Source organism: Gemmatimonadota bacterium, from assembly GCA_022560615.1.
GTDB lineage: Bacteria > Gemmatimonadota > Gemmatimonadetes > Longimicrobiales > Gaopeijiaceae > UBA1138.
The window spans coordinates 1-14,192 of the sequence record JADFSR010000036.1 but is presented as its reverse complement, the minus strand read 5'-3'; the positions used below and the strand labels follow the sequence as shown (position 1 = coordinate 14,192).

Here is a 14,192-nt window from a genome sequence, read left to right as displayed (position 1 = left end):
CCCCTTGAACATCCGAACCTTCACCGGTGGAGGTTTCGGGGAAAACGCATACCTGGTCGTCTGTGAGGAGTCGAAGGTCGCCGTCGCCATCGATCCCGGCGGAGCCGCGGCTGACCTGGCCCGCGCCATCGTCGAAGACGAGCTCTCGCTGCAGGCGATCCTGCTCACGCACGCCCATCTCGACCACATCGAGGGCGTCAACGACGTCCGGGCGGTCGCGCCCGAAGTGCCCATCTGGCTACACCGGGACGACTTCGGCATGTACGAGGCGCTGCCGAGACAGGCGGCGATGCTCGGTCTCACGGCGGAGGCACAACCCACACCCACACACGAGCTCGAGCACGGCCAGCGCTACGAGTTCGGGACGTGCGCCTTCGACGTTCGTTTCACGCCGGGTCACGCACCGGGTCACGTGATCTTCGTGGCCGAAGACGAGAGCGTCGCGATCTCAGGCGATGTCGTGTTCATGGGCTCGATCGGGCGCACGGACCTTCCGGGTGGCGACCTGGCCACGCTCATGAGGTCCATCCGCGATCAGGTTCTGACGCTGCCGGACGAGACCGTGCTCTTGAGCGGCCATGGTCCCCCGACGACCGTCGGCCACGAGCGTGTCGGAAACCCCTTCCTGGTACCGCACTACGGAGGGGAGCTGGTGTGAGCCGAGCGCTGAAGGCCGCCGCCTTCGCCTCCGGGGAAGGCACCAACCTACAAGCGCTGATCGACCACCAGAGTGCCAACACCCCTTGGAGGCTGTCGCTCCTCGTCTGCAACCACGAGGGTGCTGGAGCTTTGCGGCGCGCTGAGGCCGCAGGGGTGGCGTCAGCGGTGATTCCGACCAAGGATCGTGACCCAGCGGGAGTGGCCAGAGAAACGCTCGAGCTGCTCGAGCAGCACGATATCGAGGTCATCTTCCTGTCCGGCTATCTCCGGAGGATGCCGACCCAGGTCGTCGAGCGCTTCCCTCGCCGCATCCTCAACGTGCATCCAGCGCTGCTTCCCGCGTTCGGGGGCAAGGGCATGTACGGGATCAACGTGCATCGGGCCGTGATCGAGTCGGGCGCACGAATCTCGGGGCCCACGGTCCACTACGTGGACAAGGAGTACGACAACGGCACCATCGTGGCCCAGTGGCCGGTGCCGCTGAAGCCGACCGATACACCGGAAGAACTCGCCGCGAGGGTACTGAGGGCCGAGCACCGCCTGTACCCGATCGCGGCGGATCACGTTTGCAGTGCGTTGGCCGAAGGGCGCGATCCCGGGCCGCTGACGTGCAAAGGAGATGCCTATCGCCTCTCCGACGAGGCACCTTGATGAAGCGGGCGCTACTCAGCGTGTCCGACAAGACCGGCATCGTGGAACTCGGGAAGGCACTCCAGGAGCGGGGTTGGGAGCTGGTCTCGACCGGTGGTACCGCCCGGACCCTACGGGACGCCGGCCTCGGGGTGACGAGCGTCTCTGACCTCACCCAGCACCCCGAGATGATGGATGGTAGCGTGAAGACGCTGCATCCCGCGATTCACGCCGCACTGCTCGCTCGCCGGGACCGCGCCGAAGACATGGCCGCGTTGGAAGAACACGGGTACGGGCCCATCGATCTCGTGGCCGTGAACCTCTACCCGTTCCAGGCGACGATCGCCGCCGGCGATGTCCCGATGGAAGGCGCGATGGGGAAGGTCGATATTGGCGGGTCGACCATGATCCGTGCGGCCGCCAAGTCACACCGGGACGTGTGGGTCGTTGTCGACCCGGCCGACTACGAGACCGTGATCGCCGGGATCGACGGGGGGGGCGAGCAGACACAGCTCCGCCGCCGACTCGCGGCGAAGGTCTTCCGTCACGTCAGCATATACGACGACGCCGTGGCCGCCTACATGGAGCGATCGGCGGAGTGGACGCCTCTTCCCGAACGACTGATCGGCTCACTGCGGCGCGTGCAGACGCTCCGCTACGGTGAGAATCCGGATCAAGACGCAGCGTTCTACGGTCCCGACGAGCCCGCCGGGCTGTCCGCGCTCGAACAGCACCACGGCAAGGAGCTCTCGTACAACAATCTGCTGGATATCGACGGAGCCCTCATGTCTCTGGCACCGTTCGCTCATTCACGAAGGGCCGCCGTCTGCATCACCAAGCACACCACCCCGTGCGGCCTCGCCGTCTCCGACTCGCTGTCCGACGCCTATGAGAAAGCGCTCGCGACCGATCCCACCAGCGCTTTCGGTTCCGTGATCGCACTGAACGGCCCCCTCGACGAGGCGACCGCTGAGCTCATGTCGAAGCTCTTCATCGAGTGCATCGTGGCGCCCGGCTACTCACAGGCCGCGATGAGCAAGCTCACCGAGAAGAAGAACATCCGCCTGCTGACCTTCCCCCAGATCGGGGGAGGGAACGGCGACGACAACTTCCTCGCAGGCTGGGGTCGAATCCCCGAAGCGCGCATGCTGCGCAGCGTCTACGGTGGCATGCTCGCCCAGACCCCGCCGGCGCCCCCCTTCTACGGAGTCGACGACGAGACCTGGACCGTCGCCACCGAGAGGCGGCCCAGCGAAGACGAGATGGACGACCTGTGCTTCGCCTGGGCCGCGATATTCGGCGTGAAGTCGAACGCGATCCTGCTCGCGAAGGACGGAGCTGTCCTAGGCATAGGCGCCGGTCAGATGAGCCGCGTGGACTCGTCCAAGATCGCAGTGCGAAAGGCGGGCGACGCCGGCCTCGACCTGACCGGTTCGGTCCTCGCCTCAGATGCGTTCTTCCCCTTCCGAGACGGAGTCGACGCAGCAGCCGAAGCCGGCGTAAAGGCCGTCATCCAGCCCGGCGGCTCCAAGCGAGACGAAGAAGTCATCGCCGCCGCGAACGAGCACGGCATGGCGATGGTGTTCACCGGCCGGAGGCTGTTCCGGCATTAGCGACACACCTTCGGGTCCCGGTTGAAGCAGGGCAGGGGCTGAAGCATCTTTCTGCCTGCGGGTGGTCACCCGCTTGGAGGGGTGGCAGAGCGGTTCAATGCACCGGTCTTGAAAATGTATCGGGGCTTTCCCGCTCTTTCTCTCTGAGTCCGAAAGAGTCCGTATCCGTTGGGCTTTCAGGATTCGGCTTTCCCGATGAGTCCGACTGAATCCCTCTGAATCCGGATAGTCAGAGGACGCTTTGGGGGACACACCCCCTTTCGGCTCAGCTAGCCCTGCAGGACTCAACCGACACCGTCCGCCTCTCAACTCAGCTTCGCGAAGGTGTTTGAGCTTGAACACCTAGAGGCGCCGACGAGGGTTGCTCCCGCTCAGGAGTGGCGTCGGCCCTGTCCGACTCCCACTTAGTTCCTGCGGGGAGGACCCGCCCCACCGCCATCCCTGAGCAGTATATCGAAGGGGCTCCACGCGCTTTAGATTCTCCTATCCGCAGCTTGAGCGAGCCTCTGCTGTAGAAGGAGAGCCATTACTCATGGAATCCAGGTATTTCAGAGCCCTCGCTCTTGTCCTTGCCTTCGCTACCCAGCTTGCGGCAATGGCCATCGCCGCCGAAGACTTCGCGTCGGACGAGCCGCAACAGGCTCAAGACATCGATATTGCCGCCATCGACGCCTATCTGGAGGCGGCAATGGCGGTGGCACACATCCCAGGCCTGGCACTCGGTATCGTACAGAACGACCGGATCGTCCACCTTCGAGGGTTTGGCACAGCCGACCCCACTGGACGACCGGTCACACCGCAGACGCCTTTTATCCTCGGTTCCGTCAGCAAGTCATTCACGGCTCTTGCGGTCACACAGCTCATTGACACAGGACGCCTCGAGCTCGATACGCCCGTGCAGCGCTACTTGCCCTGGTTTCGCGTCGCCGATGCTTCGGCCTCATCTCAGATTACAGTGGGCCACCTTCTCAGTCATACCAGTGGTTTGTCGCGGTCGGCCAGTTACATAGGAGAGGGGAAAGAGCGGACACTCGAACAGCGTATTCGCGACCTGCGGGAGGCCGAGCCGACTCACGCGGTGGGCTCGAGCTACGCATATTCCAACGCCAACTACGCCACGCTGGGGCTGCTCGTGGAAACTGTTTCCGGGCAGTCTTACGGCGATTACATCCAGCAGCATGTGTTCGATCGTCTCGACATGCGACACAGCTTCGTTTCACAGGCGCGCGCGCAGGAGGATGATCTGGCCACGGGCTATCGCATCTGGTTCGGATTTCCCGTGGCGGCGAACCTTTCGTACGGCGAAGACGAACTCCCCAGCAGTGCTCTCATCAGCAGTGCGGAGGACATGACCCATTACCTCGTCGCGCAACTCAACGGTGGGTATTTCGGCGATCGCTCCGTGGCCTCGCCGGAGGCGATTCAGGCGATGCACACGCCCAGCGAAGGTGCCTTCTATGGTAGAGGCTGGCGCAAGAGCGCCGTGAACGGTGTTCCGGCCATTTTTCATGAAGGCGTGGTGCACAACTACAGCTCCTTTGTGGCCTTCAGCCCGGAGGAACGCTGGGGTGTGGTGGTTCTGATGAACGTCCGCAGCGTCCTAGCCGCTACGATACACCGACGGGTTGCGCGGGGCGTCGTGAGCCTACTCGCCGGCAGAGCGCCGCCGCCGCAACGAGGCCTCTCGTTCACAACGCGCTACGTCTTGGTGGATCTCGCCTTTCTGCTGGTGATGCTGATCTTGATCTGGGGTTCTTACGCTCTCTGGCAGGAGTACAAGGATCCGACGCGGGCCCCACGGGACCCGAATTACATCATGCAAATACGCTTTTTCATGTTCGTCGGTCCCGTGTTGGGACCTCTGGCAGTGATCGTCGTCGTGCCATTGATCTATGGAGTGCGACTGCGAGGGATGCTGACGAACGAGCCTGGCTTGACGCATGCTTTCCTGATCCTCGGCGCGGCGCAAATCGTTTACGGCGTGCTGCGGATCACGCTCACGTTTCGGAAGCCTGGGCTGGAATCGGCTTCTGCCTGACCATCGAATGCATTGGACGCTTCCACGGCCCATGGCGCCGCGCTCGCTCACGAGCCCACGCCATTCTGGTGCGCAAGGAGCTCAACCGCGGAGGTGCCCCATGTCAGCACCTCCCAGCTAGCGCTAGCACGCGCTCTGCCGTTTCGAAGAGGGCGCTCGGGCTAGTGTCCAGCGCATCGGCCAGCTTCCAGATCACTCTGACGGTCGGATTCCGAGCACCCCGCTCGACATCCCTCACGTACGTGCGATGGACCTTGGCCCGGTAGCCGAGAGCCTCCTGGGACAGACCTAGCTCCTCGCACCGGACGCGCGCGGCCCCCTGGAGCCATGCTGCTTCCTCAAGGCCCTGCGTGTCCATAGTCCGAACAACCACATCCAAGGCCACCGACCCCTACGCCATGATGCGCGCCGCCAGGGGCTTTTGAGGGCTAGCGAAATAGGAGGCACAACCGCACCTGCCCACCGACCGCGACAACATTTCGGCCACATTCGGCTTGCCCATCCACAAAGCGCGAAGGATGTTGACCAAGGTTTGATCCGCTCATGCTGAGCACGTCTCGATGCCTGACCCCATAACCCGCCTGAACGCAGCCCTGGAGGGCCGCTACCGCGTCGAGCGTGAGCTAGGTGAGGGCGGGATGGTGATGTGACTAGCTCAACGGACATGAGGCTCTACCTGATGCAGCACGGCAAGTCCAAGTCTAAGGAGGAGGACCCGGACCGGTCGCTGACGGACAAAGGCCGGTCCGAAGTCGAGCGCGTCGCGGCCTTTCTCGCCCGCAGCGGCCTGTCCGAGAACATCCCGATCCGTCACAGCGGGAAGATCCGGGCGCGTGAGACGGCCGAGGCTCTGGCCGGTACATTGGAGGCCGCCACCGTCGAGGAAACGGACGGGCTGGCGCCCCTGGATGATCCAGCCCTATGGGCCGAGCGCCTCGGCGAGACCGATAAGGGGGTGGTCCTCGTGGGCCATCTGCCCCACCTGGCCCGTCTCACCTCACTTCTCCTTGCGAGCGATCCGGAGCGAGGGGTCGTGGAGTTCTCGAACGCCGGGATGGTCTGTCTTCAGCGTAACGAGGACGGGCGCTGGGCGCTGCTCTGGAGCGTGGTTCCGGCGCTGCTGGGTTGACGTGCCCTCTTCGTGGGCATCAAGTGCGATCATCTGCTTCGAGACTCGACGCGCAGGTTCGGGACGCCTTTCCGCTCAATGGGCTTCGTGAAGCGTGCTCATTGTGAGCGCGTTGTTCGCGCTGGGGCTGCCGATGGTGTTGTTGTAGGATCTCGCGCTCTGCTGACCCACGCCGCATCTTGAGCGCATGAGCGACTCCGATCCCATCACCCCGCGTGAACGCAGCCCTAGAGGGTCGCTACCGCATCGAGCGTGAGCTAGGTGAGGGCGGAATGGCGACGGTCTACCTGGCCAAAGGACATCAAGCACGAGCGGAAGGTCGCGCTCAAGGTGAGTGCTCGGAGTAGGGTGCAACAACCCAAGAAATCAACTAGGAGGATCACTCATGGGCGTTCTCGAAGGGCTGAAACAGACGTTCAACATCGCTGGATCGAAGATCGCAGTTGTGCTGGAGGACGAGATATATTCCCAGTTCGACTTGATCAGAGGGGAGGTAGTCGTCACGGCGCCCGAATACAAACTGACTGGCAATGCAATCAATCTGGAACTGAAAGAATTCTGGACTGAGACAATGTCAACTGGAAGGACTACGACCACGGTTACCGTTCACAAAACGCATGTCGAAGTCGTTCTACAGGGGACCATCGACTTTGAACCTGGAAGCCAGCACAGATTTTCCTTTGAAGTCGGCCTCCCCGAGAACTGCCGGATATCAACCGCACATACCGGGTGGCGCCTGGTTGTTACTATGGACATCCCCAGCGCGATAGATCCGACGGAAGGGGTCGTGCTGGAAGTTCAGCCGGCGGAGGAGTTCCTTGCCATCATCGAGGTGTGTGAAGAGAACCTGAGATTTCAGGAAAGAAAAAAATCGAGGCGCTGGAACCCCGACTCCTCGAGAACCTACTTTCGTCTGCTGCCTCCAGAAATGCTCAAGTCCGAACTCGACTACCTGGCTTTCGAGATGTCTCACGCCGAAGATGGAAGTGTGGAGGGAGACATGATATTCAACCTCCAGGAAAAGTCGATTGTGGATTATTTCAAAGCCATCCTGGGAAAAGACAAGATTACAAAACACTTTCACCTGGCTTCCTCTCAACTCTACGCTCAAGACGGGAGTGTCAGCAGCGAAGGCATTAGCCTGGTCATAGGGCGCGCGCTGAAAGAGGTGATGATAGATCAAAGAAGCCAGTAAGTCGGTGGTCCTGGGAGTCGAGCCTACGCTCGCGGCGAAAGGGCTTCGGCGCTGGACTTCTTCCACAATGTTCGCTCTCGGTCTCGGGATGTGAGGATCGCCTCTTCTGCCTGACGGTATCGCGTCCGTCATAGAGAGCGCGTATAAGATGCGTATTCTGCCGTCAGTGCGGGGTGCGAGCCACCCACCTTCCCAAGGGCCGCAGGCGCGCGAGCCCGATCCCGGAGCCCAACCTGTGGGACCCGTACGGGGTGTATTACTACCGATCCCACCCCGGTTTCACTTGACCGCACCCCGAGCTTGCGGATGAGTACCGGAAAGAGGAAGAAGCGGTAGCCTTGCCCAGGACCTTCGCACTGATTCGATGACTCTTGGCGGGGCGGTAGACGCGGCCCTCGCCTGGAAGGAACGCGATGTCGCGGAATCGACCCACGAGCGCTACACAACTGGCGTGGAGCACTTCAAGGCTCATGTGGGGGCAGAAGGTCGACGTGGCCGACGCGCTACTCGTGGACAGGCTGCAATCGTTCAAGGCGGCACGGCTCAAGGAGGTGTCCAAGAACACTGTGAACAACGACCTCGGTGCCGTCAGCGTTCTGGCCAGCTACGCTGAAATGAAAGGCTTGATTGCAGAACGGCCCAGGATAAAGCGCTATAGGTACACCACTCGAATCAAGTACCTGGAGAAGGCAGACGTTGCGGCGTACATGGCGGCTATCCGTCGTCCATTCCGCTGCCAGCAACTGCTGCTCCTGAGCACTGGTATGCGCCTCGGGGGGTGGGAGGTCCTGCGCGTGTGCGACGTGCGAGACGGCTACAGCGAGATGCGGCTCTCGATTCGGGACTCGAAGACCGAGGCAGGTGTCCGGTCCGTGTTCGTCCCGCCATGGGTCGCGGAGGCGCTGCGCTCCCATATCGAGGGAGATGGGCTGTCAGGCACAGATCGGCTATTCAACGTCAAGCGACGTACAGTGCAGGCAGAGCATGACAGGGCGTGCGGCCTCGTGGGCATTTACGAGTACACGATCCACGATCATCGTCACACAGCGGCTGTGGCGCTCGCGCGGGCTGGAATACCGCTACAAATCTTGCAGAGGCAGCTCGGTCACAAGCACATTGAGATGACAATGAAGTACGCGACTTTTCATCCTGACTACGCCGACGTGGCCCCGCACTTCGAGCGGATGGGGAGGATGTTGGGGCTGTGCAGCAGCACCGTGGGCGATGACGTGAAGGAATCGTCAGGGGACAGTTTCGGGGACACCCCCTGCTTGAGGGTGATGTGGCAGGTGTAGGAAAAGGGCATTAGCCCTTACGTTTGAACGACTTGGAGGGGTGGCAGAGCGGTTCAATGCACCGGTCTTGAAAACCGGCGTCCGAAAGGACTCGTGGGTTCGAATCCCACCCCCTCCGCTTCCAATAGTCTTCGCGCCATCTAGTCCACGAGCGGTCCTCAAACCCTCCCGTTCGAACCCACGGCGAGTTTCCGCGGAAACTCGCTAGGAGGGTTCGAGCCGAGCGGCCCAAGCTCGTGACGCGTTTAGCACCAAACGCGGCGACCCGCGACGCAGCGGCGCAAAGCGCCGCTCATCCCACCCCCTCCGTAGTCGTTGCAGTGTAGGGAGTTACAGTCGATCGGCCCGGTGGTCACAGAAGTGGCCTCCGGGCCTTTTGCGTGTGCGCTGGCCCGCATACATGGTGACGACGCAGCAATGGGAAGAGTGCGGAACAAGGTGTACACGCAGGAAATCTACTTGAGGGAACTGATCCAGCTTCAGACGCTCGCCGACTCTGTCCTGACGCTCATCGAGGGTAGCCTCCACTGAAGGGCGGTCGTGGGCCATTCGCGGCTGTGACGATGTGCCCTCGTCCTCATTGCCTACCCGCCTCCCCCAGCGCAGCCTCCTGTAGCATCCACTCAGGAGGGCACCTATGTCGGGCAAGGCCATGCGGGAGACACTCGGGTTCCTGGCAGTGGTCCCTTCCAGAAACCGTGCGGCCCGTGAACCAGAGGAGCGAAACCCCGTACCACGGGCTATTGTGGAAGAGCCACTGTTCGGGTTTTTGCGTAACAATCCCATCGGCTTGGAGGACGGGAGATGAACATGCGACATTCGAGTTGGCTTCTTGGGCTGTGCATAGCGATCGCTGGGGCGGCGCTTCTCTCCCCGGCGGCAGCTCAGGCCCCGGCCCCAGACGGCGAGCAGTGGGTCGTGCCGCGCACACCCGAAGGCCATCCGGACCTTCAGGGGAACTGGACCAACTCGACGCTGACTCCGTTTGAGCGCCAAGAGGGTAGGGGACCGGTGTTCACATGGGAGGAGGTCGCGGAGCTGGAGCGGGGGGATGGCGTGTGCCCCCCGAACCCCGGGACAGTTGAGTGCGGGAGGGCCTCCCGGGAAGGGGCCAGTAATGAGGCTCGACTGTCGGGCAATGAGTACAACGAGGTCTATTGGGAGCGGGGCACGCGGATAGCCATCATCAACGGCGAGCCCAGAACCTCTCTAGTCACCCATCCTGCGAACGGCCGCGTTCCGGCCCGCACACCGGAGGCCCAGCGGCTGGGCCAGGAGCGCCGGGACTTCAGAAGCCAATTTGGCCAATACGACCACCCGGAGTTGAGACCATTCGCCGAGCGCTGCATCCTTTTCGGATCCCCCTTGGGCCCCCCCATGCAGCCCGTCGGTGCGTACAACTCCAACTACACCATCGTACAGACGGCCGATTATGTGATGATCATGTCGGAGATGGTCCACGACACGCGGATCATCCGGATTGGCGAGCCTGGTCCGATAGCCAAGAGCGTCCGGCCGTACTTCGGCAACTCCTGGGGTCGGTGGGAAGGTGACGCACTCGTGGTCGAGACCACGGACATCAGCCCACAACAGCGTATCCGCGGGGTCCCCCTTTCGGAGGAAGCTGTTGTGATCGAACGCTTCACTCGGGTCGACGAAGAAACGATCGTCTATGAGTTCACCGTCGACGATCCGACGATGTTCACGGAGCCTTGGGGCGGAGAGATCCCGATCAACAAGTTTCACGCCAACCTCTACGAGTACGCCTGCCACGAGGGGAACTACGCTCTTGCCAACGTACTCAGCGGTGCCCGTTATCAGGAAAGGCAGACTGGGCGAAACTGAGCACGATCGGCCGCGTCAATCGGGGCTAGTCGCGGATCCGTGCCCACCTCAGCGTGTTTTGAAACTGACGGCCCTCGCTGTCGGTCCCGACGGGCGGTCGCAGGGTGAGATGCGTATCGGTCAGCTCGTAGAAACGTTGGGCATCGGTGTAGGTCTGCCTCGGCCTCAGGTTGCCGATCCGGTGATGAACCAGATAGCCCTCGTCCTCATGCACCGAGAACGGACCGAAGTAGCTGCCGTACGTCTGTACGGCCGTCAGCGCCTCCTCGGGCGTCGGCCGCGTGCCGGCGTACGGTTCGCGGCCCGGTCGCATCAGATGCACCGCCATGTGCCCGGAGGGAGCGTAGATGATGAACGCGGTTTCGTACTGGTTGGCCGGGAGCGACTCGCCGTCCACGATCCGCCGCGAAACCGACTCGATCCGGTAGAAGCCGAACAGCCGCTTGTGCGTCTCCGTGAGCTCGGACTCGGGCAAGTCCGGGAGCTTTTCCCAGGTGAGCTGCGTCTTGTTACCGCTTCCACCCGCGGGTGGCTGTAGCGTCAGCCGGTTCCCCGACAACGTATAGAAACGCTTGTAGTCGGAGCCGGCGCCGCGGGTGTTGAGACTGCCCTCCAGGTGGTGCGTCAGAAACCCCTCGGCCTCGTTGACGGTGAACGTGCCGAAGTACGAGCTGTAGCTCGAATAGGAAGCGAGCGCCTCTTCGGGCGTCCGCTGGTTGCCGGCATACGGCCGCCGGTCAGGCTGCATGATCGTGACACCCATGTAGCCGGCCGGGTCGTAGATGATGTAGCCGAGGCGGTCCTCAATAGGGGGCTCCAGCAGCTCACCACCAGCAGCAAATCGCTCGATCCTGACCAGCCTCCACGCGCCGGCGAATTGGCTCTTTAGATCCGCTGTGGCGAGGTCGACGACCGGGGTCTCTTCAGCGACCTCGGCGGCTGGGGCGCTACCACTGCACGCGGACAGCGCGACGAGACCCAATAGCGTGATCAGCTTCCTGGGCATCTTCTCTTCCTCCGGAATCCCGTGGGCCTCGACATCACGAGTCTACAAGCATCCGTGGGCGACGCCAGTGAGCGCCGGCAGAAGCGCTCTAGGCCGAGCGCCGACCGACGACACGTTGGGATGACAGCGCCGCGGGGCGACGGCTACGTGAGGATCTCTTGTGCTCGCACGCGAGTATCCAGATAGACCCAACGTTGGATTCAAGGAGGCGACCATGAGGCTCTCTGGCACGGACCTACTCCCAGTGCTGGCCATCATTGGCGGGGGGGCCGTCGGCGTGGTTGCCTCCGGCACCCTCTTTCTCTCGTTGGGCCCCGACTCTGTGCCTGTCGACGTGGTCTCGGCCACGCTCGCGGCGTCGCCGATCGCGGCGCAGGCCGGTACGCTCGCTGGAATCGTGAGGACGGAAGGCAGCAACCAGGGGCTCTCCAAGGTGCAGATTTCAGTGGAGGGCACCGGTCGTGGCGGCCTGAGCAACAACGAGGGCCGGATGATGATTCTCGGGGTGCCGCCCGGTGAGCACACGGTCGTCGCGCAGCTGATCGGCTACCGGTCGGTCACGCAGACGGTCACGTTCGTCGCAGGCGAGACGGCCGCCCTCGACATCCGGCTCTTCGAGACCGCGGTCCCGGTCCGGGGCTTGGTCGTCACCCTCATAGGCGCCGGCAGCCAGACCTTGCTGCGCGGCGTTCGCTCGACAGCCGTCCAGAACGAGCCGCTCCTCTACGTTGACGGCGCGCGGATTACGCGAGAAGAGTTCGAGGGCATGAACCCGATGGACATCGAGCGCGTCGAGGTCATCAAGGGGGATGAGGCAGTCGCGTGGTACGGTGGAGAAGCTTCCGTTGGTGTGATTAAGATTGAGCTGAAGCACGAGGCCCCAGAGCCGATCAGTCTGGACATCCCGCGCCAACCGGTCTTCGGGACACCGGGCTTTGGACGATGCAGCGCTGGCTGTCGCCGACGTGTTCAGGTTCTCGCCCGCCTTGAACCGAGACCAACGCCGTCCCGTCTGGGTCAGCTTCCCGGTCACGTTCCAGGTGCGGTAGCGTCACCGAGCGCCCCCGTCAGATCCCCTGGCTACACGTCTTCGTGGAAGGCGTGGTGATAGCGCCGGAGTGCGAATCGTGGGGATCTTCCGGCGTTCGGGCTCCCATACTGACAACGCTCCGGTTCGGGGTTACGCTCCTGCCGCGTGGCCTGGTAACCCGTCCGCGCTGAGACCAACGCGGAGGATCTAGGATGAACGGCAAGCTGAAGATCGCAGGGATCGCTACGGGAGTGGTACTCCTGATCGGCGTGACCAGCTGGGTGTACACCGCTCCTTACGCAGGCAACGAGGGACTTCAGCGTACGCCCGGTGTGATAATCGGAGGGACGGATACTCCCGCCCCGAACGACTTCAGCACCGTCAATGACGTGGGGGCCACTCTGCTGATGAAGCAGGGCGGCTTCCCGCCGTTCGTGATCTATCTTTCGTATGTGGGGACTCCCGAGGGTGTGATCACCGCCACCCGCCCGGACGGGGGATACTGGGCGCAGCGTGTGAGAGACGGTCACACCGACGGGTGGCTACGTATCGGTGACGCGACGTATGCGATGCGGGCCACAGAGATCCTAGGTGACGCGCGCCTGCCGATGCTCGAGCTGTGGTCGGGCAAGACCGGCATGCCCATGGACAGGGCGGTGGGTGGGCCTGACCCTCTCCGTGACTGGGAGGTCTTCCTCTGGACGCCTCGGTAGTTCGTCTGGGGGCTGAGTACGACCTCGCGCCGTAGCTGGTCCTTGGCTTGAGCCCCATGTTCATCCCATGACCGCCACCCGCGAGATCCACTGGCTTCGCGTCTTCGTGGAAGGCGTGGTGATCGTTGGTCGTGGGGTGGGCCATGTGACCCAATCGAGCCGTACTTTTGCCAACGGACGCCCTGAACTAGACGCAACCAAACGCAACCAGGTGCAAACACGGGTGCGATAGAACGCGCGTCACGCAGGGCGATTGCTACCAAACGCAACGACACGCAACAAATCATGGCGAACTTGAAAACCGGCGTCCGAAAGGACTCGTGGGTTCGACGCGAGCGGCCCAAGCTGCTATCGCGCCAGCGCCCAAGGCGGCAACCCGCGACGCGGCGGCGCAAAGCGCCGCCCATCCCACCCCCTCCGTTGGATATAAAGACTGACGTAGCAATAACATAGGGCTCCTAGCCGTCTCTGCGGGAGATAGCTTGGAGCCCTTCGTGTGCCGGGATTGTGCCACGATTGTGCCGTGGCCTAGGAGATTTGTGCCGTTTCGTGCCTCGAATCCAGGGTGGCCAGCTTCGACATTCCTTCCTCGATAGAGGCGACATCGGCGATTGCGTACCGCCGATAGATACTCTCTGTCTTATGACCAGTGATCTTCATTGCCACGGACCGCGACACAGGGGCACGTTCCATGTTTCGGACAGCAGGCCCGCCTCCAGCATCAGGCGAACCATACAGAGATTCCTCAAGGGGCTGGTGTAGCGCATGTTGAACTCGGAGAAGAATCGCCGCTGCTCGCCCTGGCTCAGGACTTAGGCAACTTCTTAGATCGTCTCATCTCTCTATCTCCTTACGTCTCTACCAGGCGTGAAAAAGCCCCTCGGCGTTCTCGCCGGGGAGAGGTACGGGGCAGCCACGGTCCCAGTCGGCCTCTCGCGGCCCTCAGGGCGTCCTAGGCGTCGGTGATCTCCCTGGCCGTCCTCTCCTCCGCCAGGTTCCACACGATGAGGTTCTTCCGCCCGTCCTCACTCCACAGCA

At 62.6% G+C, this 14,192-nt stretch carries 12 protein-coding genes and 1 tRNA gene; 11 read left to right on the top strand and 2 right to left on the bottom strand.

Annotation, left to right across the window (positions count from 1 at the left end; translation table 11 throughout):
- Positions 1–4: 4 nt before the first annotated feature.
- The 4 genes from IIB36_16215 to IIB36_16200 all read left to right on the top strand — a co-directional run bounded on the left by IIB36_16215 (position 5) and on the right by IIB36_16200 (position 4,941).
- Positions 5–658, top strand: a complete 654-nt coding sequence (locus IIB36_16215; GenBank protein MCH7533281.1) for an MBL fold metallo-hydrolase — start codon at positions 5–7, stop codon at positions 656–658.
- A complete protein-coding gene (locus tag IIB36_16210) occupies positions 655–1,311 on the top strand; it encodes a phosphoribosylglycinamide formyltransferase (GenBank protein ID MCH7533280.1) in 657 nt (218 codons plus the stop codon). Before IIB36_16215 ends, IIB36_16210 begins: the two co-directional genes overlap by 4 nt.
- Positions 1,311–2,903, top strand: coding sequence for a bifunctional phosphoribosylaminoimidazolecarboxamide formyltransferase/IMP cyclohydrolase (purH, locus tag IIB36_16205; protein ID MCH7533279.1), 1,593 nt, complete (start codon positions 1,311–1,313; stop codon positions 2,901–2,903). The genes IIB36_16210 and purH overlap by 1 nt, the downstream gene beginning before the upstream one ends.
- A gap of 595 nt (positions 2,904–3,498) precedes the next feature.
- Positions 3,499–4,941 (top strand): beta-lactamase family protein, encoded by a 1,443-nt coding sequence (locus tag IIB36_16200; protein MCH7533278.1) that lies wholly within the window; start codon positions 3,499–3,501, stop codon positions 4,939–4,941.
- Between the two features lie 103 nt (positions 4,942–5,044).
- On the opposite strand, the gene IIB36_16195 is transcribed toward IIB36_16200, so the two are convergent.
- On the bottom strand, positions 5,045–5,299 hold the full coding sequence (locus IIB36_16195) for a helix-turn-helix transcriptional regulator (GenBank protein ID MCH7533277.1): 255 nt from the start codon (positions 5,297–5,299) through the stop codon (positions 5,045–5,047).
- Positions 5,300–5,605: 306 nt separating this feature from the next.
- Here IIB36_16195 and sixA point away from each other — a divergent pair, with 306 nt between their 5' ends.
- From sixA to IIB36_16170, 5 genes are all read left to right on the top strand, one after another.
- Positions 5,606–6,070, top strand: a complete 465-nt coding sequence (sixA, locus tag IIB36_16190; GenBank protein MCH7533276.1) for a phosphohistidine phosphatase SixA — start codon at positions 5,606–5,608, stop codon at positions 6,068–6,070.
- A 385-nt stretch (positions 6,071–6,455) separates the two neighbouring features.
- Positions 6,456–7,265 (top strand): sporulation protein, encoded by an 810-nt coding sequence (locus IIB36_16185; GenBank protein MCH7533275.1) that lies wholly within the window; start codon positions 6,456–6,458, stop codon positions 7,263–7,265.
- Positions 7,266–7,756: 491 nt separating this feature from the next.
- The gene (locus IIB36_16180) at positions 7,757–8,560 is read left to right on the top strand and encodes a site-specific integrase (GenBank protein MCH7533274.1); all 804 of its coding nucleotides are present in this window, start codon (positions 7,757–7,759) and stop codon (positions 8,558–8,560) included.
- Between the two features lie 34 nt (positions 8,561–8,594).
- Positions 8,595–8,678, top strand: a tRNA-Ser gene (locus IIB36_16175).
- 686 nt (positions 8,679–9,364) lie between these two features.
- On the top strand, positions 9,365–10,405 hold the full coding sequence (locus IIB36_16170; protein MCH7533273.1) for a hypothetical protein: 1,041 nt from the start codon (positions 9,365–9,367) through the stop codon (positions 10,403–10,405).
- Positions 10,406–10,430: 25 nt separating this feature from the next.
- On the opposite strand, the gene IIB36_16165 is transcribed toward IIB36_16170, so the two are convergent.
- On the bottom strand, positions 10,431–11,411 hold the full coding sequence (locus IIB36_16165) for a lipocalin-like domain-containing protein (GenBank protein MCH7533272.1): 981 nt from the start codon (positions 11,409–11,411) through the stop codon (positions 10,431–10,433).
- A gap of 214 nt (positions 11,412–11,625) precedes the next feature.
- Between IIB36_16165 and IIB36_16160 the strand changes: the two genes are divergently transcribed.
- Positions 11,626–12,519: a carboxypeptidase regulatory-like domain-containing protein gene (locus IIB36_16160; GenBank protein MCH7533271.1), complete on the top strand. Its 894-nt coding sequence runs from the start codon at positions 11,626–11,628 to the stop codon at positions 12,517–12,519.
- A gap of 134 nt (positions 12,520–12,653) precedes the next feature.
- Positions 12,654–13,154: a hypothetical protein gene (locus tag IIB36_16155; GenBank protein ID MCH7533270.1), complete on the top strand. Its 501-nt coding sequence runs from the start codon at positions 12,654–12,656 to the stop codon at positions 13,152–13,154.
- Positions 13,155–14,192 lie beyond the last annotated feature (1,038 nt).